Source organism: Pseudomonas sp. MCal1, assembly GCF_026341415.1.
Lineage (GTDB): Bacteria > Pseudomonadota > Gammaproteobacteria > Pseudomonadales > Pseudomonadaceae > Aquipseudomonas.
Genome location: NZ_JAKUMP010000001.1, coordinates 66,319 through 86,166, shown reverse-complemented (window position 1 = coordinate 86,166; position 19,848 = coordinate 66,319). Strand labels below are relative to the sequence as shown.

Here is a 19,848-nt window from a genome sequence, read left to right as displayed (position 1 = left end):
TGCTTTGCACTTGATACCTGCATGGAACGCCATGTCATGAATGCACCGGATCTGAACCTGTTGATCACCCTCGACGTGTTGCTGAGCGAAGGCAGCGTCGCCCGCGCCGCCGAGCGCCTGCGTTTGAGTCCGTCAGCCATGAGCCGCGCGCTGGCCCGGCTGCGCGAAACTACCGGAGATCCGCTGCTGGTGCGCGCCGGCCGAGGACTGGTGCCGACCCCACGCGCACTGGAGCTGCGCGACCGGGTCAGTTATCTGGTGCAGGAAGCCGAAGCGGTTTTGCGGCCGGCAGAAGTGCTCGATCCCGGCCAATTGCGGCGCACGTTCACCCTGCGCAACACCGACGGTTTTGTCGAAACCTTTGCCGCCGCCCTGCTCGCCCGCATCGCCGAAGAGGCACCCAACGTGCGTCTGCGCTTTGTGCAAAAGGCCGACAAGGACAGCACGCTATTGCGCGCAGGCCGGGTGGACCTGGAAACCGGCGTGGTCGACGACAGCACCGACCCGACGCTGCACAGCCGGATCCTGTTCCGCGATCAGTGGATCGGTGTGGTGCGTGAGGGGCATCCGTTGAGCATCGGCAAGGTCAGCGCCAGACGTTTTGCCGCAGGCCAGCACATTCTGGTGTCGCGACGCGGGCGCAGCGGCGGCCCGGTGGACGAAGCATTGCTCGCTTTCGGCCTGACGCGGGATATCGTCACCTCGTTCGGCGGGTTTTCAGCGGCGCTGACGCTGGTCCGTGAATCAGACCTGATCGCCACCGTCCCGGAACGTCACACCAGCAAACTGCGAACGGGCCTGCACAGTTTCGCCCTGCCATTCCGGATGCCGGACATCAGCGTGTCGATGCTCTGGCATCCGCGCATGGACGCCGACCCGGCGCACCGCTGGCTGCGCAATTGTGTGCGCGAAGTCTGCGCCTAACGCGCATCCCCGCCATTGGGTTTATAAAACAGGAATTTCCTGGTCTCGGCGGTCCTGATGTATTCCTTGGCCCAGCCCGGATGAACGTTGCGATCGTGGAAATACAGCGCGCCGTGGGTGCGGTCGGTGAGCTGACGGTTCAGGGCCTTGCCGGCGATTTCCTTGGCCAGCGCATACTCGGCATCTTCCTTGACCTGATCCGGACGCCCGTCGCACCACCAGGAGAACTGGCAACTCTTGCTTTCCGAGCCCTGCTTGACCACCTCGCACACCGTGCCTGGAAAGCCGTCATGCCCGAGGCGATTCATCACCACGCTCGCCACGCCTTCCATGTCGGCATTGTCCTTGCCCTTGGCTTCCCAATAGATGCTGCGTGCCAGACAGGTGATCGGGTCGTCCAGCGGTGCGGCTCCGGCGGGGTCGACCGCCTGAGCCTCGGTCGGGGTGATGGCTTCGGATTTGGGTGCCGGGGGCGCGTCGGGTTTGTCGGCGGCCTTCTCTTCCAGTACCTCGGCTTTCGCTTCGGCCTTTTCCTTGATCGGCGCCTGATCAGTGGCCAGTGCCGCGCCGCTCAGGAGGGTCAACGCAAGACAGCAAAGCAACCCGTTCAATCGCATGATCGATTCTTCCGAAAGCGCCCGTCGCGGGCAAACTGTTACGTGGTTGAGACGCCCGGTTTGCGGGGTCTTCGCAGAGTGTAGACGGCAAATTGCACGGAATCGTTCGGTAGAAAATTCCGCGCGATGAAGAAAAAGACATTGCACGAACCGGGGCCCTTTCGCGCATGATGTGCGCACTCAGCCCAAGGGAGATTTCCATGCGCTTCATGCCATCCGTTCTGCGACTCGCCGCGTTGTCCGTGGGCCTGGCGTTGGCCACTTCGGCCATGGCCGCCGACGAGTCGCAATTGATCGAATCGATCAACAGCTACCGCAGCCAGCCGCAGCGTTGTGGCAGCCAGGCGTCCAGCGAATTGCCGCCACTGTCGGCCGATCCGCGCCTGATTCTGCCGGCAAGCGGCGTAGTGGATTTGCAGCAGGCGATGTCCAGCGCTCGCTACCCGATGGTCAACGTGCAGGCGATCACCCTGAACGGGCCACGGGATGCGGCGTCGGCGATGAAGGCGATTCAGGAGAGCTTCTGTCAGGTGGTGCTGGATCCGCAGTTCGTCGATATCGGCGTCAGCCGCGCCGACCGTGACTGGCGCATCACTCTGGCCCGGCCACTGCTGTCTGCCCGCCTCGGCGACGGTCAGGCTGAAGGCCAGAAACTTCTCGAACAACTCAACGCCGCCCGCGCCCAACCGCGCCAGTGCGGCGGTCAGGCATTCGCAGCGACTGCGCCGCTGGCATGGAATGCCGTGCTCGGCGGCGTCGCCCAGGAACACAGCCGCGAGATGGCCAACAACAATTATTTCGACCACAAGGACCGCAACGGCGGCACTCCCGGCGACCGCGCCGAACTGGCCGGCTACAGCGGCCAGCAGGTCGGCGAGAACATCGCCGCCGGGCAGGACACGGTGCAGAAAGTCGTTGCCGGCTGGCTCGCCAGCCCCGGCCATTGCGCCAACCTGATGAACCCGCAGTACCGCGAAATGGGTGCTGCTTACGCAGTCGATCCGAAGAGCAGCGCCGGCATTTACTGGACCGCGATGTTTGGTGGCGAGTAAATATTAAAACCACCACAGGACTCAGTGGTGGACTCAGATTTGGGCAATAAAAAACCGGAGCCAGGCTCCGGTTTTTATGCTCAGTGAGTCCTCATCCCCGCCGCATACATCGCCAGTTTCAACAGACTCGCCACTACCGCCAGCGATACCACGCTGCCAAACCAGATCAGCAGCAGCCAGCCCAGGCGCTTGTACCAGGGGCTGGATTTCACCTCACGCGAATCAATGATAGCCATCGCCAATCCTCACTTTGCCGCGGAACACGTAGTAGCTCCAGAAGGTGTACATCAGGATCACCGGCAGGATGAACAGCGCGCCGATCAGGGCGAACAGCTGACTGGTGGCCGGTGAGGCCGCCGCCCACAGGCTGACCGACGGCGGAATAATGTTCGGCCAGATGCTCAGCGCCAGCCCGATGTAACCGAGGAACATCAGCACCAGGGTGAACACGAACGGCCAGTGGGTGTGTCGCTGCCGTAGCGAACGCAACAGCCCGAACAGCGCCAGTACCGCCAGCACCACCAGCCCGGCGAACACGGTCAGGTGCGCATGATTGAACCAGCGAGTGGCCAGTTCCGGGTGCAGTTGCAGCGTCCACGCGCCGATCACCACCACCATCGCCAGCAACAGCCACGCCAGCGGACGGCTGTAGTGACGCATCCGCGACTCCAGCATGCCTTCGGTCTTGACCAGCAGCCAGGTGCTGCCGAGCAAGGCATATGCGACCACCAGACCGACACCGCAGACCAGCGGGAACGGCGCCAGCCAGTCGAGACCGCCACCGGCAAACTGCCGATCCACGACCGGAATTCCCGCCACATACGCGCCAATCACCACGCCTTGGGAGAACGTCGCCAACAGCGAACCGCCAATGAATGCCCGGTCCCACAGATGACGTTTTTCAGCCGGTGCCTTGAAGCGAAACTCGAACGCCACACCGCGGAAAATCAAACCCGCGAGCATGAAGATCAGCGGCAGATACAGCGCCTCCAGAATCACCCCGTAAGCCAGCGGAAACGCGCCGTACAACGCCGCGCCGCCGAGCACCAGCCAGGTTTCATTGCCGTCCCACACCGGTGCGACGGTGTTCATCATCACGTCGCGTTCCTGCTCGTCGCTGATCATCGGGAACAGGATCCCGAGGCCCAGATCGAAGCCGTCCATGATCACGTACATCATCACCCCGAAGGCAATGATCACGCCCCAGATCAACGAGAGATCGATACCTTGGATACCCATGACTCAACGCTCCTTTTTCAGTGGATCCGGGTCGCGGATTCGAGGTTGTCGGTGACCGCCGAAAGTGGCCGGCGCGGGGTCTGGACCTGAGTGCCCTCAGGCGGGTGTTCGTGGTGCGGCTGCGGGCCTTTGCTCACCAGTTTCATCATGTAGCCGATGCCCACGGTGAACACCGAGCAGTAGATGACAACGAACAGCGCCAGCGAGGTGCTCATCTGCGCTACCGAGTGGTGGGACGCGGCGTCATGAGTGCGCATCAGGCCATACACCACCCACGGCTGCCGCCCGACTTCGGTGGTGATCCAGCCCGCCAGCAGCGCGATCAGACCGCTCGGCCCCATCAGCAGCACCAGCCGCTGGAAGCCGCGATGCCGGTAGACCTTGCCGTTGCGCCGCAGCGCCAGGCCCAGCACACCGACCAGAATCATCAACATGCCCAGCCCTGCCATCACGCGGAAGCTCCAGAAGATCACGGTCGAGTTCGGCCGGTCTTCTTTCGGGAAGCTCTTGAGCGCCGGGATCTGCTTGTCGAGGCTGTGGGTGAGGATCAGGCTGCCGAGGTACGGAATCTCGATCGCGTACTTGGTTTTCTCCGCCTGCATGTCCGGGATGCCGAACAACAACAGCGGGGTCGGCTCGTTGTCAGCGTTTTCCCAGTGGCCCTCGATGGCGGCGATTTTTGCCGGTTGGTGCTCCAGCGTGTTCAATCCATGGGCGTCACCGACCACCGCTTGAATCGGCGCGACGATAAGCGCCATCCACAACGCCATGGAAAACATCTTGCGCACCGGTTTGCTGTCGTTGCCGCGCAGCAAATGCCAGGCTGCCGAAGCGCCGACGAAGAACGCCGTGGCAACGAACGCGGCAATCGCCATGTGCGCCAGCCGGAACGGGAACGACGGGTTGAACACGATGGCCAGCCAGTCGACCGGCATCACCCGGCCGTCGACGATTTCGAAACCTTGCGGAGTCTGCATCCAGCTGTTGGAGGCGAGAATCCAGAAGGTCGAAATCAGCGTACCGATGGCGACCATCACCGTGGCGAAGAAGTGCAAGCCACGGCCGACGCGATTCCAGCCGAACAGCATCACCCCGAGGAACCCGGCCTCGAGGAAGAACGCGGTCAGCACCTCATAGGTCAGCAACGGCCCGGTGACGCTGCCGGCAAAATCAGAGAACCCGCTCCAGTTGGTACCGAACTGGTACGCCATGACCAGACCGGAGACCACGCCCATGCCGAAGTTGACGGCGAAGATCTTCGACCAGAAATGGTAGAGATCGCGGTAAGTGTCGTTACGGGTTTTCAGCCACAGGCCTTCAAGCACCGCGAGGAAACTCGCCAGGCCAATGGTGATCGCCGGGAAAATGATGTGGAACGAAACCGTGAACGCGAATTGAATTCGCGCCAGGTCCAGTGCCTCCAGGTTGAACATGATGATGTCCTCATCCAGGCTGAAAAGCGGCAGCACACGGCCGGGCCACCGCCAGGCGCGAACGCCTGCAGCCAGTCAAAAAGCAGAAGGGTTGGATCGCGTGGGTCGGCTACGCCACCGACGACGGGATCAGGTTGCTCGCCTCGGCGGCTTCGAGACGGATCGCCACGAACTTGGAGGTCGGTGTATAGGTGCGATCACCGTAGCTTTCCAGCGGCACCAGCGGGTTGGTTTCCGGGTAGTACGCGGCAGCCTGACCCGCTGGAATGTCGTAGGCGATCAATGTGAAACCGCTGACCCGACGCTCGCGTTCATCGCCCCACAGCGCTACCAGATCGACCTTTTGCCCCGGTTCGAAACCGAGCCGGCGGATGTCCTGCTCGTTGGCGAACACCACGTCGCGCATGCCGTAGACCCCGCGATAACGGTCGTCGAGGCCGTACAGCGTGGTGTTGTACTGATCGTGGGACCGCATGGTTTGCAGAATTAGATGCGGTTTGACCGGCAGGTTGCGCACACCTTCGCTGATCAGATGCTCCGGCAGCACGCACGGGGTGAACTGGGCCTTGCCGGTTTCGGTTTTCCAGACCCGGTCGGACGCGTTGTTGCCAAGGTGGAAACCACCGGGGATCAACAACTTCTCGTTGAAATTTTCGAAGCCCGGAATCACGTCCGCGATCAGGTTGCGGATGCGACCGTAGTCGCCCACTGCCCATTCCCAGTCGATCGGATGCTTGCCCAAGGTGGCGGCGGCGATCCCGGCAATGATCGCCGGCTCGGATTTCAGGTGCGCTGACTTCGGTTTCAACTGACCAAACGACAAGTGCACCATGCTGAAGGTGTCTTCCACCGTCACGCCTTGCGGGCCCTCGGCCTGGAGGTCGATGTCGGTGCGGCCGAGGCACGGCAGGATCAGCGCGTCACGCCCGGTCACCAGATGGCTGCGGTTGAGCTTGGTTGAGATGTGCACGCTCAGGTCGAGTTTGCGCATCGCCGCGTGGGTGCGCGGAGTGTCCGGCGTGGCTTGGGCGAAATTGCCGCCCAGACCGATAAACACCTTGGCTTCGCCACGTTCCATGGCACCAATCGCCATCACCGTGTTGTGGCCGTGCATGCGCGGCACCTTGAAGTTGAAGCGTTTTTCCAGGGCGTCCATCAGTTCGGTCGGGGCCAGTTCGTTGATGCCCATCGTGCGGTCGCCCTGCACATTACTGTGGCCACGCACCGGCGACAGCCCGGCGCCCGGACGGCCGACGTTGCCGCGCAGCAGTTGCAGATTGATGACTTCCTGCAGGGTCGGCACCGAGTGCACGTGCTGGGTCAGGCCCATGGCCCAACACATGATCACGCTCCTGGCGCGGGCATACATGCGCGCGGCCAGTTCGATGTCATGCAGCGGCACGCCGGATTGCTCGACGATGTGCTCCCAACGGGTGGCATCGACTTCGGCCAGATAACTGTCGAGACCCGACGTGTGTTCGGCAATGAACGCGTGATCGAAGACCGGTTCGCCGCCGGTGGCCTGGGCTTCACGCTCCCACTCCAGCAGGAATTTGGCCATGCCGCGAATCATCGCCATGTCGCCGCCCAAGGCTGGACGGAAGTACGCAGTATTGGTCGCTTCCCAGCCGTTGCTGAGCATTTCGATCGGGTTTTGCGGGTTCTGGAAACGCTCCAGCCCTCGCTCCTTGAGCGGGTTGATGCACACCACTTGCGCGCCACGCTTCACCGCTTCACGCAGCGGTTCGAGCATGCGCGGGTGGTTGGTGCCGGGGTTCTGGCCGATCACGAAAATCGCGTCGGCGTGGTGCAGGTCGTCATAGACCACCGTGCCTTTGCCGACACCCAGGCTCTCGCCCATGCTTACCGCACTGGCTTCGTGGCACATGTTCGAGCAGTCCGGGAAGTTGTTGGTGCCGTAGGCGCGGACGAACAACTGGTAGAGAAACGCTGCTTCGTTGCTGGCACGTCCCGAGGTGTAGAACTCGGCCTCGTGGGGCGATTTCAGGCCTTTGAGGTGTTTGGCGATCAGCGCGAAAGCGTCGTCCCAGGTAGTTTCCACATAGCGGTCGACCCGCGCGTCGTAGCGCATCGGATGGGTGATCCGCCCCTGATACTCGAGCCAGTAATCGCTTTGCTCGGCCAGGGTCGAAACTGTGTACTTGTTGAAGAACGCCGGATCGACCAGGCGGCCGGTGGCTTCCCAGTTCACCGCTTTGGCGCCGTTCTCGCAGAACTTCAGCATGCTCGCGCCGGGTGCTTCACCCCAGGCGCAACCGGGGCAGTCAAAGCCGCCGTTCTGGTTGGTCTTGAGCATGGCGCGGATGTTTTTCAGGGCGTTTTCACTGCCCAGCCAGTTCCTGGTGAGGCTGATCACAGCACCCCAACCCGCAGCGGCGCCCTTGTAGGGTTTGTAACGGTCGACTTGTGACATGGGACTTCTCCATGACGATGCACACAGGCAAAAACCTGATCGGGTTTAAACAGCGACGACTGACTTAAAGTTAAAAAAGCGGTCGTTTCGTTTGACGGGGCCAAGGATAGAAACCGCTGCAAAAACTTGTCTAATCGCTATTAATGACCGCGTTATCGAAAGCATCTATCACGGCTTTAAACCCTTTAAATACAGTCACTTGTAAAAACATGGAGCGATAAAGCCGGAAGAATTATTTCATCATCGACAGTATCAATCGGCCGGTCATTAAGAGTGATTGGACGTTGTCTCAAGTTGCTCATAACCTGCACCGACCCAATTCCTTCAATAGCGGATTTCACCCAAGCGAGGCTGTCATGTCAGAGCGCGTCTTGATCGATGGTTACAACCGCCGCGTCGACTACCTGCGCATGTCCGTCACCGACCGCTGCGACTTTCGCTGCGTGTACTGCATGGCTGAAGACATGCAATTTCTGCCGCGCCAACGGGTGCTGACGCTGGAGGAGATCTATCAACTGGCGCAGAGCTTTGTCACGTTGGGCACCCGCAAGATTCGCCTGACCGGGGGCGAGCCGCTGATTCGTCCCGGCGTCGTCGGTTTGTGCAAGCAGATCGCCGCCCTGCCCGGCCTGCGCGAACTGTGCCTGACCACCAACGGTTCGCAGCTCGGCAAACTCGCCAGTCCGCTGTTCGACGCCGGGGTCAAACGCCTCAACGTCAGCCTCGACAGCCTCGATGCCGAACGCTTCAAGCAGATGACCCGAACCGGCGACCTGGCCCAGGTGATCGACGGCATCGACGCCGCGCGCGCCGCCGGTTTTACCCGCACTAAACTCAACTGCGTGGTGATGCAGGGCCGTAACGATCACGAGATCAACGACCTGGTGCAGTTCGCCATCGAGCGGGATCTGGACATTTCCTTCATCGAGGAAATGCCGCTGGGCATCATCAGCGAACACAGCCGTGCCGAGTCGTTCTTTTCCAGCACCCAGGTGCGTGAAAAGATCGCCGAGCGTTACACCCTGATCGACTCCGCCGAGTCGACCCAGGGCCCGTCGCGCTACTGGCGGCTGGCCGAAGCGCCGCACATCCGGCTGGGGTTCATCTCGCCCCACAGCCACAACTTCTGCGGCACTTGCAACCGGGTGCGGCTGACCGTCGAGGGGCGTTTGCTACTGTGTCTGGGGAACGAGCATTCGGTGGACTTGAAAGCGGTGCTGCGGGCCCATCCGGGTCAACCGCAACGGCTGGAGAAAGCCATCATCGAAGCGATGAAGCTCAAACCTTATCGGCACAACTTTGAAGTGAACGACGACGTGCAAGTGGTGCGTTTCATGAACATGACCGGCGGCTGATCCGCCACGTTTTCAAGGCAGAGAGCCGCATGATCATCCGACCCAAGGTCAATCAATTCGCCATTCTCTTCACCCTCAAAGGCTCGATCGCCAAGCGCATCGCCCTGCGCACCCTGATGGTCACGCTGCTGGCGTCGGCCATCGTGCTGGTGGAAATGCTCCACCCGAGCAACTTCACCAAGGTCAACGCCACGCCATTTACCTTGCTCGGTCTGTCGCTGTCGATCTTCATGAACTTTCGCAACAACGCCTGTTACGACCGCTGGTACGAAGCGCGCAAGGCCTGGGGCGAGGTGATCGTGCATGTGCGCTCGGTGATTCGCGAAACCCATGTGATCCGCGAGTCGGCGCAACGCCGCTTGCTGTTGCTCAACCTCTGCGGTTTTGCCCACGCCTTGAATGCTCGGCTGCGCCGGGAAAACGAAGCTGCCGCCAGTGCCGAATGGATCACGCCGCAACACGATGCGCAGGTGCCGGACTACAGCGGACGCATCCTGCAAACCGTCGGCCAGCAATGTTCCGATTTGCATCAAGCAGGCGATCTCAGCGAATGGCGCTACATGCTGCTGGCCAATCACCTGACCAGCCTGACCCAGGCGCAGGCGGTGTGCGAGCGGATCAAGAACACGCCGCTGCCCTTCCCCTACACCTTGCTGCTGCACCGCACGATTTACCTGTTCTGCATCCTGCTGCCGTTCGCCATGGCCGAACCACTGGGCTGGCTGACGCCGCTGTTCACGGCGATTGTCAGCTACACCTTCTTCGGCCTGGATGCGATTGCCGATGAGCTGGAAGACCCGTTCGGCCGGGATGAAAACGATTTGCCGACCGATGCACTGGTGCGCAGCATCGAGCGCGATATTCTGGCGGAACTCGGGACGGAGCCTTTGCCGCCAGCGCTGAAGCCCGTCGACTATGTACTCAGCTGACGGAACTCCGATCCTGTGGGATTGAGGGTGTTCAAAGGGCCTTTGGTTAATCCAGATGCGCCCAGGTCATGCGGAACGACGCGCCACCCCACGGTGAATCGCCGACCTCGACCTGCCCGCCATGGGATTGCGACACTCGCCGCACCAGCGCCAGACCAAGGCCGAAGCCGCCCGTGCGGCGGTCGCGACTGGCGTCCAGGCGCGAGAACGGTTCGAAGATTTTCTCCCGACCTGCCAGCGGCACGCCCGGTCCGTCGTCATTGACCTGCACTTCGTATTGATCGCCGACGCGCACCAGCGACACCTCGACCCGCTGCTCGGCATAACGAATGGCGTTGCGCAGCAGATTGATCACCGCCCGCGCCATGAAGCGCGGTTCGATCCGCACTTCGTCAACCCGGCAATCAACGATCAACAGCTGAACCCCGGCCGCCTCGGCTTCCAGCGCCACACTGCCGACCACGCTGTCGAGCCAGTTGGCCGCTTGAATATTCTCGCGAGTGATTACCGTCGCTCCGCGTTCGAGGCTGGCGTAGGTCAGCAGTTCGGAGACCATTTCCTCCAGCTCGCCAAGGTCGGCGTACATGTCGGCGATCAGTTCGCGGTTCTGGCTGGCGTCCGGTTGCTGCTTGAGCTGATCGAGTTCGAACGACAACCGGGCAATCGGCGTGCGCAGTTCGTGGGAGACCGCGTTGGTCAGTTCGCGCTGATTGGCGATCAAGCCTTCGATACGCGCCGCCATCAGGTTGAAGTGGCCGGCCAGGTCGCGGATGTTCGAGCGTTTGGACAGCTGGATCCGTACCGAGAGGTCGTTGTCGCCGAAGCGCTCGGCGGCCAGTCGCAGTTTTTCCAGATCGCGCCAGTGCGGGCGCACCCAGAAGTACAAAACGATACCGAGCAGCACCGCCAACATCATGTAGGCCCCGGCAATATAAAACGGCATCAGGCTCGGCTCGGGCGGCAATTTGATGCTGAGCAGCTGTGAACCACCGTCGATGTTGCTGATGAACTGGGTGTAATCGTCGCGAATCACCAACAGATCCTTGGCCAGCTCGGCTTTTTCCTGATCGTTGAGGTTCAACTGGTCAGCCTCGACCAGACTCAACGTCAGCCCATAGTGTGGCCGCAATGCCTCCAGTTGCGCCTCGCGCGCCACGCCCTGCTGGTCGCGCATGTGTTCGACCAGCGACCATGCCTGACCGCGTACCGCCTCGCGGTTGTAGGCCTGCATCTGGTTGTCGAGCAACGCGTTGAAGGTGTGCTCGACGGTTTGCAGCGCCGCCACCAGCCCGACGGTCATCACCAGAAACAGCCCGAGAAATAACCGCAGCATCTACAACTCCCACGCGAATGGATTGAACAGATAACCCTTGCCCCACACGGTCTTGATGCACACCGGCTCACGCGGGTTGTCCTTGAGTTTGTTGCGCAACTTGCTGATGTACACGTCGACGCTGCGATTGAGGCCATCGAAGGCGATCCCGCGCATGCGGTTGAGAATGTCATCGCGTGACAGGATGTTGCCGGCGGCACTGGCCAGCAACCAAAGCAGTTCGAATTCCATGGTGGTCAGTTCGATCGGCTCGCCCGCCAGACGCACTTCACGGCAACTGCGGTCGATGATCAGGTTGCCGAACTCCAGCGAGCTGACCACACCGCTTTCCGGTACTTGCCGGCGTTGCAGGGCCCGCAGGCGTGCGAGCAGAACAGGCGGTTTGATCGGTTTGATCACATAGTCATCGGCGCCAGACTCCAGGCCCAGAATATGGTCGACGTCATCTTCCTTGGCGGTCAGGATGACGATCGGCGTGTCCGACACGCTGCGGATTTCCCGGCACACGTGCAGTCCACTCTGCCCCGGCAGCATCAGGTCGAGCACCACGACTTTGGGCCTGAATTCAAGAAACGCGGCCACGGCCAGATCGCCGCGATGCACCGTGCGCACATCAAAGCCGTGTTGTTCGAGAAAGTGGGCGATCAGTGCGGCCAGCCGCTCATCGTCTTCCACCAGCAGGACTCTGCCAAAACCCAGGTTATCCATAACGACCGCCGCCAACCGCTTTGTGAAGTGGGCGACATTATGCGGGCATTCAATGGCGAGTCGTTTACGCCAGGCAGCAAAAACCGGCCTCTGGGGCCGGTTTTCGTTGATGTTTCATACTCTTAAGAGTTTTTAACAATTCATGCCGCGACGGGTACGCCGCTGTGGAAACGGAATTCTTCGTCCGGGGACTCGATCAGATCCTGCTCGGCGGCGCGGACTTTTTCGATCACTTGAGCGATGTCCCTGGCGTCGCCGTACTGGTAGGCCAGTTTCAGGTAACCCTGGAAATGCCGGGCCTCGCTTTTCAGCAGGCCGAAGTAGAACTTGCCGAGTTCTTCGTCCAGATGCGGCACCAGCGCTTCGAAACGCTCGCAACTGCGCGCTTCGATGAAGGCGCCGACCACCAGGGTGTCGACCAGTTTGACCGGTTCGTGGCTGCGCACCACTTTGCGCAGGCTGGAAGCATAACGGCCGGCATGCAGCTGACGCAGTTCGATCTTGCGCCGCTTCATGATGCGCATCACCTGCTCGTGGTGCACCAGCTCTTCCCGGGCCAGACGCGACATCATGTTGATCAGATCGACATGGGAATGGTACTTGGCGATCAGGCTCAACGCGGTGCTGGCGGCCTTGAACTCGCAGTTCTTGTGGTCGATCAGCAGGGTTTCCTGATCGGCCAGCGCGGCCTGGACCCAGGCGTCAGGCGTGCGGCAACCAAGGAATTCGTGGATTTCGGGAAGGATCATGGGGCTCACGGTCAAAAGGTGTTCGAGCGAAGGGCGCCGATTATACCGGCCTGCCCGCAGACCACCAGCGGCCTGCGTTGATATGCATCAAGTCGCAGACGGATGCGCAGCAACTATAGTTGTGCAACGCCGTGCCTTTTCATTGCTGGAGACTCACTCATGCAAGCCATTCGCAGCATTCTGGTGGTCATCGAACCCGAACACGCGGAAAGCCTGGCGCTCAAGCGCGCCAAGCTGATCGCCGGGGTGACCCAGGCCCATCTGCACCTGCTGGTCTGCGACAAGAAGCACGATCACGCCGGCATGCTCAGCGTGCTCAAGGCCGCGCTGTTGGCGGACGGCTACAGCGTCACCACCGAGCAGGCGTGGAACGAGAGCCTGCACGAAACCATCATCGACGTGCAGCAGGCCGAAGGCTGCGGGCTGGTGATCAAACAGCACTTCCCCGACAGTTCGCTGAAAAAGGCCCTGCTGACCCCGGCAGACTGGAAACTCCTGCGCCACTGCCCGACTCCGGTGCTGCTGGTGAAAACCTCCGCCTCCTGGAAAGACCGAGTGATTCTGGCCGCTGTCGATGTAGGCAATGCCGATGGCGAACACCGCCACCTGCACACCACCATCATCGACCACGGTTATGACATCGCCAGTCTGGCCAAAGGGCATCTGCACGTGATTACCGCCCATCCGTCACCGATGCTGTCGGCGGCCGACCCGACCTTCCAGCTCAAGGAAAGCATCGAGGCGCGCTATCGAGAGCAATGCCGGGCGTTTCAGGCTGAATTCGACATTGATGACGCTCACCTGCACATCGAGGAAGGCCCGGCGGATGTGCTGATTCCGTTCATGGCGCACAAGCTGCAGGCGGCGGTGACCGTGATTGGCACCGTGGCGCGCAGCGGGGTATCCGGGGCGTTGATCGGCAACACGGCCGAACAGGTGCTGGATCAGCTGGAGAGTGATGTACTGGTGCTCAAGCCGCAGGAGGTTGAAGACCATCTGGTCGAGTTGGCGGTCAAGCATTAAGGCCTTCGGTGCCTGAACCGGCCCCTTCGCGAGCAAGTCGAATCGTCGCACCGTCGCTCCCACAGTGGTTTTGTGAACGACATTAATCCAATGTGGGAGCAGCTTGCTCGCGAAGCTTTTGAACTTCAGTCGCCGAGGGCGTCTTTGAGAAAACCTGGCGCGATATAGCGCTGATAGTGCGCTTCCGACAGCAGGAAAAATTCCCGATCAATGGCATCGCGCAGTTCCGGCAGGTTCCAGTCGCGAAACTCCGGCAGCAATACCATCCCGTAGGCTTCCAGATTAATGATCACCCGCGCGCCCCGGGCGATCAGTTGATAAGCCCAGCAATATTCCGACTGATGCGGCACGAAGCGGATCTTGCGCTGTTCCAGCTGATGGCGCAGGCGCGCCGGATCGAAGACCTCGACCTTGCTGGCCATCACTTGTGACAGCAATTGCTCGAGACGCAGCCAGACCGCGCGCTTTTCTTCCTCGTTGTAACCGTTCCAGTGGATCACTTCGTGGTGGAAACGCTTGCAGCCACGGCACACCAGATCACCGTAAACGGTAGAGCAGAGGCCGACGCAGGGGGTCTTGATGGTCTGATTGGGCATAAATGGGCAAAACACTTGAAACGCGGAACAGGTCGGCATGTTAGCCCTTTGTCCGCCATTCATCACCCCTCAAACGTCAGGGGCAAGCGCTGGATCGGGGTTTGGCCCGATGGCGCACAACGCCACCAAAGTCCAATAGAGCGCGACTTACCTTTAAATTTTTTTTGCCGTAGAATCAGCCAGCCTTTTTAGGCGCCAATGTCCGTTAGAAGCTGTTTTCAAAGCGTCACGAGCACAGTCGTTCCTTCAGAGCGGTGTTGGCGTAAGGTTTTTCCAGCGGGGAAAAGCCGTACGCCAACCCTCATCAGCTCCCCGTTCTGCAGGCGTAAAACTTTGAAAGCAGCTTCTGTAAGGAATTGCCGGTAATTCTGGCCGAACGACCCACAACGTCGTGAGGAGCATGAGTACGGCAATTTCGGGATGAGCGTCCCGGACACCCATTTGGGACCACTGATGAGGGTAATAACTGTGCTTGAAGCCTACCGCAAACATATCGAAGAGCGTGCAGCCCTGGGTATCGTTCCCCAGCCGCTTAACGCCGAACAAACTGCAGGCCTGGTCGAGCTGCTGAAGAATCCTCCGGCTGGCGAAGAAGCTTTCCTCGTTGACCTGATCACCAATCGCGTACCACCAGGAGTGGACGAAGCCGCCTACGTCAAGGCCGGTTTCCTCTCCGCACTGGCCAAGGGCGAAGTCTCCTCCCCTCTGCTGGACAAAAAGCGCGCTGTAGAACTGCTCGGCACCATGCAGGGCGGCTACAACATCGTGACTCTGGTTGAACTGCTGGACAACGCCGAACTGGCGCCAGTGGCCGCCCAAGAACTCAAGCACACCCTGCTGATGTTCGATGCCTTCCACGACGTGGCTGAAAAAGCCAAGAACGGCAACGTTCACGCCAAGGCCGTGCTGCAATCCTGGGCTGACGGCGAGTGGTTCAAGAAGCGCCCTGTGCTGGCCGACAAGATCAGCCTGCGCGTCTTCAAGGTGACCGGCGAAACCAACACCGACGACCTGTCCCCTGCTCCTGACGCCTGGTCGCGTCCAGACATCCCGCTGCACGCTCTGGCCATGCTGAAAATGGCCCGTGACGGCATCGTTCCGGACGAGCAAGGCAAGACCGGCCCGATGAAGCAGATCGAAGAAATGCGCGGCCAGGGCTTCCCTATCGCCTACGTCGGTGACGTGGTCGGTACCGGCTCCTCGCGTAAATCGGCGACCAACTCGGTTCTGTGGTTCTTCGGCGACGACATCCCTTACGTGCCGAACAAGCGCGCTGGCGGTTTCTGCTTCGGCAGCAAAATCGCTCCGATCTTCTACAACACCATGGAAGATGCCGGCGCACTGCCAATCGAGTTCGACGTGTCGAACATGAACATGGGCGACGTGATCGACCTGTACCCGCACGCTGGCAAAGTCTGCAAGCACGGTACCGACGAAGTCATCACCACCTTCGAAATGAAGACCCCGGTCCTGCTGGACGAAGTCCGCGCCGGCGGCCGTATCCCGCTGATCATCGGCCGTGGCCTGACCGAGAAGGCTCGCGCCGAGCTGGGCCTGCCAGCATTCGACCTGTTCAAGAAACCTGAAGCACCGGCCGAAAGCACCAAGGGTTACACCCTGGCGCAGAAAATGGTCGGCAAGGCCTGCGGTCTGGCAGAAGGCAAAGGCATCCGTCCTGGCACCTACTGCGAACCGAAGATGACCACCGTAGGTTCTCAGGACACCACCGGTCCGATGACCCGTGACGAACTGAAAGACCTGGCGTGCCTGGGCTTCTCCGCTGATCTGGTGATGCAGTCCTTCTGCCACACCGCGGCTTATCCAAAGCCGATCGACGTGACTACCCACCACACCCTGCCTGACTTCATCATGACCCGCGGCGGTGTTTCCCTGCGTCCGGGCGACGGCATCATCCACTCGTGGCTGAACCGCATGCTGCTGCCGGACACCGTCGGTACCGGTGGCGACTCGCACACCCGTTTCCCGATGGGCATCTCGTTCCCGGCCGGTTCCGGTCTGGTCGCGTTCGCCGCCGCCACCGGCGTCATGCCGCTGGACATGCCGGAATCGATCCTGGTGCGTTTCAAAGGCAAAATGAAACCTGGCATCACCCTGCGTGACCTGGTTCATGCCATTCCTTACTTCGCCATCCAGAACGGTCTGCTGACCGTCGAGAAGAAAGGCAAGAAAAACGCCTTCTCCGGCCGCATCCTGGAAATCGAAGGCCTGGAAGGTCTGACCCTGGAGCAGGCGTTCGAACTGTCCGACGCCTCGGCCGAACGTTCGGCTGCCGGTTGCACCATCAAGCTGTCGAAAGAGTCGATCACCGAGTACCTGCAGTCCAACGTCACCCTGCTGCGCTGGATGATCGGCGAAGGCTACGGCGATGCGCGTACCCTGGAACGTCGTGCTCAAGCGATGGAAGCCTGGATCGCCAACCCGCAACTGATGGAAGCCGATGCCGACGCCGAATACGCCGAAGTCATCGAAATCGATCTGGCCGACATCAACGAGCCTGTACTGTGCGCGCCGAACGACCCGGACGACGCCCGTCTGCTGTCCAGCGTTGCTGGCGAGAAGATCGACGAAGTGTTCATCGGTTCGTGCATGACCAACATCGGTCACTTCCGCGCTGCCGGCAAGCTGCTGGATCAGGTCAAGGGTCAGCTGCCAACCCGTCTGTGGCTGTCGCCGCCGACCAAGATGGACGCTCACCAGCTGACCGAAGAAGGCTACTACGGCATCTACGGCAAGGCCGGCGCCCGCATGGAAATGCCAGGCTGCTCGCTGTGCATGGGTAACCAGGCACGCGTTGAGCCGAACAGCACCGTGGTGTCGACGTCGACCCGTAACTTCCCGAACCGTCTGGGCGACGGCGCGAACGTCTACCTGGCTTCGGCTGAGCTGGCGTCCGTTGCTTCGATCCTGGGTCGCCTGCCGACCGTCGAGGAGTACATGGAATACGCTGGCAAGATCGACAGCATGGCGGCCGACGTTTACCGCTACCTGTCCTTCGACCAGATTGCCGAGTTCCGTGAAGCTGCTGCGAACGCCAAGATCCCTGTCGTTCAAGCCTGACGCTGCAACGCAATGAAAAACGCCGCCCATCGCGAGATGAGCGGCGTTTTTTTATGCCTGCTGACGGCTGGTGCTGATCGTTCCCTCGCTCCGCGTGGGAATGCAGCCAAGGACGCTCTGCGTCCTGAACCGTGACGCAGAGCGTCACAAGAGGTATTCCCACGCAGACGGTTCGACGCCTCGACGTGGGAACGATCAATTACAAACCATACAGGCACAAAAAAGGCCGACCTGCGATGCAGGTCGGCCTTTCTGTTTCACAAGGTCAAATTCCACCTTGCTGCTGAACCTCAAGCAGTCAGCGAATAGATCAACGCCGAAATCGCCACCAGACCCACTGCGGTGACAAACACGTTCGACATCTGCCCACGATAACGCGCCATCGCCGGCACTTTGCGGATCGCGTACATCGGCATCAGGAACAGGATCGCCGCGATGACCGGGCCACCGATGGTTTCAATCATGCCGAGGATGCTCGGATTCAGGGTCGCCACGATCCAGCACACCACCAGCATGAACGCCGCCACGATGCGATCCAGAGCCTTGGCACCTGGACGCTTGCCGCTTTTGACGATCAAGCCCTTCAGGCCTTCGCTGGCTCCGATGTAGTGGCCGAGGAACGACTTGGAGATCGCCACGAACGCAATCAGCGGCGCGGCGAACGCGATGGTCGGGTTGCTGAAGTGGTTGGCCAGGTACGACAGGATCGACAGGTTCTGCGCCTTGGCTTGCGCCAGTTGTTCCGGCGACAGGGTCAGTACGCAGCTGAACACGAAGAACAGCACCATCAGCACCATCAACAGGTGGGCGCGAGACAGGATCTGCGAGCTGCGCTCGTCGGCGTGAACGCCGTAACGACGCTTCTGATCCACCGCAAACGCCGAGATGATCGGCGAGTGGTTGAACGAGAACACCATCACCGGAATCGCCAGCCACAGCGTGTGCAGCAGCGCCGACGGTGCCGGCACTTGCGAGGCGGTGGTCAGGATGCCGCCGTTCCAGTGCGGAATCAGGTACACCGCCAGGAACAGCAGCGCGACGATGAACGGATACACCATCAGGCTCATGGCCTTGACGATCACTTGCTCGCCGCAGCGCACCACGGCCAGCAGGCCGAGGATCAGCACGAACGACAACACCGCGCGTGGTGGCGGCGTGATGTGCAATTGGTGTTCAAGGAAACTGGCGACCGTGTTGGTCAGGCCGACGCTGTAGATCAGCAGGATCGGGAAGATCGCGAAGAAGTACAGCAGAGTGATCAGTGCACCGGCCTTGATGCCGAAATGCTGTTCCACCACGTCCGTGATGTCGGCACCTTCGCGACCGGAAAGCACGAAGCGGGTCAGACCGCGGTGTGCGTAGAACGTCATCGGGAAGGCCAGCAGCGCGAGGATCACCAGCGGCCAGAAACCACCCAGACCTGCGTTGATCGGCAAAAACAGGGTACCGGCGCCGATGGCCGTCCCAAACAGTCCCAACATCCAGGTAGTGTCATGGCGATTCCAGCTCGACAGTTCAGCTGGTGCTGCCGCTTCAAAGCGTTGTTCGACGCTATTGGCCTGATCATTCATCCGGTCGGATCTCCGCATTCCGGTCACTTGCCACTCGGTCGGGACGCGTCGGAAAAAACCGACAGACATGCCCCGGCCGAAACAGGGGCGCGATTCTCCGCGATAAATGAGCAGAAGCAAAGACTTAGCTGAGGAATGGTTGTGCGGAGCAGATCGAAGACCTGTCGCTTTTGGGAAAAAACATGTCGGCAACGGATACGCTACATGTCGTTTTATGGCATGTTTCGGTGCCGGATGTGACAGGGCAAAACCCGATCAAATCGATCGGCCCAACATGAAGCCGAGGGACATGCAAAAAATGCCGAAACCCAGCATGCCCCAGACTGGGTACATATCGTTTTTATCCTGGATTCGCATTTTCTCGACCCACTCCTCGTGCTCTCGATCTGCTTCTTCCATTATCGCTTTACGGTCGAACGTGCTCATGTAGATGTCCTTTTTGGGGTCATGGGGCTGACTGTGTGACGCACACATGCTCAAAACTTGAAATAGACACCTGCTACTGCGGTGATTGCGGTTACCACCGCTCCCAATACCGCGAGCGGGTACAGATTAGTCTCCCTGTTGAGTTTCTTTACCTCCGCCAAAAGCTTTTGCCTTTCAGCCCTCAGCTTGCGTGATTCATTCATTAGCCTGTCGAGCTCCAGACTTTCACGATCGTTCTGAAGCATTGGCCTTCCTTGGCTGATGGCAATTCCCGCACAGGCTGCCGCTCCATCCTGAGAGCATCCCGCGTTGCCCCTGTATGTTTCCGCGTTTCCAATCCCACGGTATAGCGGACGATTCCGCCGGATACCGTAGGCAACA

General features: G+C 60.5%; 18 protein-coding genes. 6 read left to right on the top strand and 12 right to left on the bottom strand.

What is annotated here, in order from left to right; translation table 11 throughout:
- Positions 1-36 precede the first annotated feature (36 nt).
- The gene (locus tag MKZ87_RS00415) at positions 37-924 is read left to right on the top strand and encodes a LysR family transcriptional regulator (RefSeq protein WP_266200054.1); all 888 of its coding nucleotides are present in this window, start codon (positions 37-39) and stop codon (positions 922-924) included.
- On the opposite strand, the gene MKZ87_RS00410 is transcribed toward MKZ87_RS00415, so the two are convergent.
- Positions 921-1,541 (bottom strand): cell wall hydrolase, encoded by a 621-nt coding sequence (locus MKZ87_RS00410; protein WP_266200053.1) that lies wholly within the window; start codon positions 1,539-1,541, stop codon positions 921-923. The genes MKZ87_RS00415 and MKZ87_RS00410 overlap by 4 nt on opposite strands.
- Before the next feature lie 200 nt (positions 1,542-1,741).
- Here MKZ87_RS00410 and MKZ87_RS00405 point away from each other — a divergent pair, with 200 nt between their 5' ends.
- Complete coding sequence (locus MKZ87_RS00405) at positions 1,742-2,593, top strand: CAP domain-containing protein (protein ID WP_085698193.1); 852 nt, start codon at positions 1,742-1,744, stop codon at positions 2,591-2,593.
- 80 nt (positions 2,594-2,673) lie between these two features.
- Here MKZ87_RS00405 and MKZ87_RS00400 read toward each other — a convergent pair whose 3' ends face one another.
- The 4 genes from MKZ87_RS00400 to MKZ87_RS00385 form a co-directional block, all read right to left on the bottom strand.
- The gene (locus tag MKZ87_RS00400) at positions 2,674-2,829 is read right to left on the bottom strand and encodes a DUF2474 domain-containing protein (RefSeq protein ID WP_085698192.1); all 156 of its coding nucleotides are present in this window, start codon (positions 2,827-2,829) and stop codon (positions 2,674-2,676) included.
- Positions 2,816-3,832 (bottom strand): cytochrome d ubiquinol oxidase subunit II, encoded by a 1,017-nt coding sequence (gene cydB / locus MKZ87_RS00395; protein WP_266200052.1) that lies wholly within the window; start codon positions 3,830-3,832, stop codon positions 2,816-2,818. Before cydB ends, MKZ87_RS00400 begins: the two co-directional genes overlap by 14 nt.
- A 17-nt stretch (positions 3,833-3,849) precedes the next feature.
- Positions 3,850-5,265, bottom strand: a complete 1,416-nt coding sequence (locus tag MKZ87_RS00390; protein ID WP_085698346.1) for a cytochrome ubiquinol oxidase subunit I — start codon at positions 5,263-5,265, stop codon at positions 3,850-3,852.
- 109 nt (positions 5,266-5,374) lie between these two features.
- Positions 5,375-7,699, bottom strand: coding sequence for an FdhF/YdeP family oxidoreductase (locus tag MKZ87_RS00385; RefSeq protein ID WP_085698190.1), 2,325 nt, complete (start codon positions 7,697-7,699; stop codon positions 5,375-5,377).
- A 356-nt stretch (positions 7,700-8,055) separates the two neighbouring features.
- On the opposite strand from MKZ87_RS00385, the gene moaA reads away from it, so the two are divergent.
- Positions 8,056-9,054, top strand: coding sequence for a GTP 3',8-cyclase MoaA (moaA, locus tag MKZ87_RS00380; RefSeq protein WP_266200051.1), 999 nt, complete (start codon positions 8,056-8,058; stop codon positions 9,052-9,054).
- 29 nt (positions 9,055-9,083) lie between these two features.
- Positions 9,084-9,983: a bestrophin family protein gene (locus tag MKZ87_RS00375; protein ID WP_266200050.1), complete on the top strand. Its 900-nt coding sequence runs from the start codon at positions 9,084-9,086 to the stop codon at positions 9,981-9,983.
- A gap of 46 nt (positions 9,984-10,029) precedes the next feature.
- On the opposite strand, the gene MKZ87_RS00370 is transcribed toward MKZ87_RS00375, so the two are convergent.
- From MKZ87_RS00370 to MKZ87_RS00360, 3 genes are all read right to left on the bottom strand, one after another.
- On the bottom strand, positions 10,030-11,316 hold the full coding sequence (locus MKZ87_RS00370; RefSeq protein ID WP_085698187.1) for an ATP-binding protein: 1,287 nt from the start codon (positions 11,314-11,316) through the stop codon (positions 10,030-10,032).
- Positions 11,317-12,024 carry a winged helix-turn-helix domain-containing protein gene (locus tag MKZ87_RS00365; RefSeq protein WP_085698186.1) on the bottom strand — a complete coding sequence of 236 codons (708 nt, stop codon included), beginning with the start codon at positions 12,022-12,024 and terminating at the stop codon, positions 11,317-11,319.
- Between the two features lie 140 nt (positions 12,025-12,164).
- Positions 12,165-12,773: a tRNA-(ms[2]io[6]A)-hydroxylase gene (locus tag MKZ87_RS00360; RefSeq protein WP_266200049.1), complete on the bottom strand. Its 609-nt coding sequence runs from the start codon at positions 12,771-12,773 to the stop codon at positions 12,165-12,167.
- 159 nt (positions 12,774-12,932) lie between these two features.
- On the opposite strand from MKZ87_RS00360, the gene MKZ87_RS00355 reads away from it, so the two are divergent.
- The gene (locus MKZ87_RS00355; RefSeq protein WP_266200048.1) at positions 12,933-13,796 is read left to right on the top strand and encodes a universal stress protein; all 864 of its coding nucleotides are present in this window, start codon (positions 12,933-12,935) and stop codon (positions 13,794-13,796) included.
- A gap of 125 nt (positions 13,797-13,921) precedes the next feature.
- Here MKZ87_RS00355 and MKZ87_RS00350 read toward each other — a convergent pair whose 3' ends face one another.
- On the bottom strand, positions 13,922-14,392 hold the full coding sequence (locus tag MKZ87_RS00350; protein ID WP_085610662.1) for a DUF1289 domain-containing protein: 471 nt from the start codon (positions 14,390-14,392) through the stop codon (positions 13,922-13,924).
- 468 nt (positions 14,393-14,860) lie between these two features.
- Here MKZ87_RS00350 and acnB point away from each other — a divergent pair, with 468 nt between their 5' ends.
- The gene (acnB, locus tag MKZ87_RS00345; RefSeq protein WP_085705030.1) at positions 14,861-17,470 is read left to right on the top strand and encodes a bifunctional aconitate hydratase 2/2-methylisocitrate dehydratase; all 2,610 of its coding nucleotides are present in this window, start codon (positions 14,861-14,863) and stop codon (positions 17,468-17,470) included.
- A gap of 290 nt (positions 17,471-17,760) precedes the next feature.
- Here the strand turns inward: acnB and MKZ87_RS00340 are convergent, their stop codons facing one another.
- The 3 genes from MKZ87_RS00340 to MKZ87_RS00330 form a co-directional block, all read right to left on the bottom strand.
- Positions 17,761-19,041, bottom strand: a complete 1,281-nt coding sequence (locus MKZ87_RS00340; protein WP_085698182.1) for an HAAAP family serine/threonine permease — start codon at positions 19,039-19,041, stop codon at positions 17,761-17,763.
- Between the two features lie 255 nt (positions 19,042-19,296).
- Complete coding sequence (locus MKZ87_RS00335; RefSeq protein ID WP_170929732.1) at positions 19,297-19,467, bottom strand: hypothetical protein; 171 nt, start codon at positions 19,465-19,467, stop codon at positions 19,297-19,299.
- Between the two features lie 50 nt (positions 19,468-19,517).
- On the bottom strand, positions 19,518-19,712 hold the full coding sequence (locus MKZ87_RS00330; RefSeq protein WP_085705034.1) for a hypothetical protein: 195 nt from the start codon (positions 19,710-19,712) through the stop codon (positions 19,518-19,520).
- Between the last annotated feature and the right edge of the window lie 136 nt (positions 19,713-19,848).